The following is a 2,064-nucleotide window of genomic DNA, read 5'->3' on the forward strand; positions in this document are numbered from 1 at the left end:
ACTATTTTGGTAGGTAACTATACCTTTACATCATGAGTAAATATTACCGAGAAAAATCACAAAATATTAATAGTAGTTACAGTGCTAGGAGTGAATAACTAATGAAATTACCAGTCTATTTAGACTATGCTGCTACCACTCCGGTCGACCAGCGGGTGGTGGAAAAGATGATACAATATCTTACTATCGATGGTATTTTCGGTAATCCTGCTTCTCGCTCTCATCGCTATGGTTGGTTGGCTGAAGAAGCAGTTGATGTAGCTCGTAATCATATTGCTACTATGATTAAAGCGGATTCTCGCGAAATTATTTTCACTTCTGGTGCCACTGAGTCAGATAATCTTGCCATTAAAGGAGTTGCCCAAGCTAACCAAAATAAAGGACGTCATATTATTACCAGTTTGACCGAACATAAGGCGGTCCTAGATACCTGCAAGTATCTAGAACAACATGGATACCGCATTACTTGGTTGGTGCCTAATCAAAATGGCTTCATTTCGCTGCAACAACTTAGCGACGCCTTACGAGAAGACACAATTTTAGTCTCCCTAATGCATGTTAATAATGAAATAGGTATTATTCATAATATCGCTGCATTTGGCCAACTATGCCAAAGTCATGATATTTTGTTTCATGTAGATGCTACACAGAGCATAGGTAAATTATCTATAGATGTGACGGAGCTTCCAGTAGATTTAATGTCATTCAGCAGTCATAAACTATATGGTCCTAAGGGTATTGGTTGCTTGTATATTAGTCGTAAAAAAAAAGTGCATATTAACGCACAAATTCATGGTGGAGGCCATGAGCGTGGAATACGTTCAGGTACTTTGCCAGTACATCAGATTGTCGGTATGGGGGAAGCTTATCGCATTGCGAAAAAAGAAATGGCTGATGAGATGTTACGTCTGCGAGTATTGCGTGACCGCTTATGGCAAGGTTTACAGCAGATCGAAGGTGTAACAGTCAACGGAGATTTAGCGCATGGTGTTGCAACATTACTTAATATAAGCGTCAACCATGTCGACGGTGAATCATTAATGATGCTTTTGAATGATCTAGCGGTTTCATCAGGTTCTGCTTGTACTGATTCTAATTTCGAATCTTCCTACGTGCTGCGAGCGCTAGGTCTAAACGATGAACTATCCCATAGTTCTATTCGCTTCTCCCTAGGACGTTTTACTACAAAGGAAGAGATAGATTATGCTATAAATAAAACTCAGCGTGCCATTGTCCGTCAGCGTGCAATAGCACGGAATTTTCTACTCAAAACAGATAATTAAGAATTCAGGATAAAAACAATGACTATAGAACGCACGCTTTCTATTATCAAACCTAATGCTGTTGCTAATCATGTAGTTGGGGCAATAATTAATCGTTTTGAAACCGCAGGTTTTAACATCGTAGGTATGAAAATGTTACAACTTACCTACCAACAGGCAGAAGGCTTTTATGCCGAGCATAAAAGCAAACATTTCTTCGAATGTCTAATGAATTTTATGATTTCAGGTCCAATAGTAGTCCAAATACTGGAAGGTGAAAATGTTATACGTTGCCACCGTGATATAATGGGAGCTACTAACCCAGCAGATGCTCTGGTTGGCACTTTACGAGCAGACTACGCTGATAGCTTAATAGAAAACGCAGTACACGGTTCTGATTCAGCAGAATCAGCGATTCGTGAAATAGCTTATTTTTTTACCGTCGATGAATTTTGTGTACGTATGCATTAAGTGTATACACACTTATTTATTGATTTCCATTGCCTAGTGACCTTTACCCGAGTTTTCTCAAACGCCTTAGTATTCTCTACTTAACTACCTGTGTCGGTTTACGGTACGATTACATGTAACCTGAAGCTTAGAGGCTTTTTGGAAGCAGAGCATCAATTCCTTTACCAATATTATTGGTTTGTCATCACATCTTAGTGTTTTAAAAAGTGGATTTACCTGCTTTTTCACCTAAATGCTTAAACCAGGATAACCGTCACCTGGCGAACTTAGCTTTCTTCGTACCCCCTTCGCAGTTACATCTAGTACAGGAATATTAACCTCTTACCGATCT

The 2,064-nt window shown here is 39.2% G+C and carries 2 protein-coding genes; both read left to right on the forward strand.

The window, feature by feature from the left end; genetic code table 11:
- The first annotated feature begins 101 nt into the window (after positions 1–101).
- Complete coding sequence (locus tag CEX73_RS00330) at positions 102–1,283, forward strand: IscS subfamily cysteine desulfurase (protein ID WP_101626664.1); 1,182 nt, start codon at positions 102–104, stop codon at positions 1,281–1,283.
- A gap of 18 nt (positions 1,284–1,301) precedes the next feature.
- Entirely contained in the window at positions 1,302–1,733 is a 432-nt protein-coding gene (ndk, locus tag CEX73_RS00335; RefSeq protein WP_101626665.1) for a nucleoside-diphosphate kinase, read from the forward strand.
- Positions 1,734–2,064 lie beyond the last annotated feature (331 nt).

Source organism: Candidatus Palibaumannia cicadellinicola (assembly GCF_002855795.1).
Lineage (GTDB): Bacteria > Pseudomonadota > Gammaproteobacteria > Enterobacterales > Enterobacteriaceae > Baumannia > Baumannia cicadellinicola_C.

Coding starts and splice junctions, on each gene's coding strand:
- CEX73_RS00330 (WP_101626664.1), top strand. CDS start 102: ATGAAATTACCAGTCTATTTAGACTATGCTGCTACCACTCCGGTCGAC.
- ndk (WP_101626665.1), top strand. CDS start 1,302: ATGACTATAGAACGCACGCTTTCTATTATCAAACCTAATGCTGTTGCT.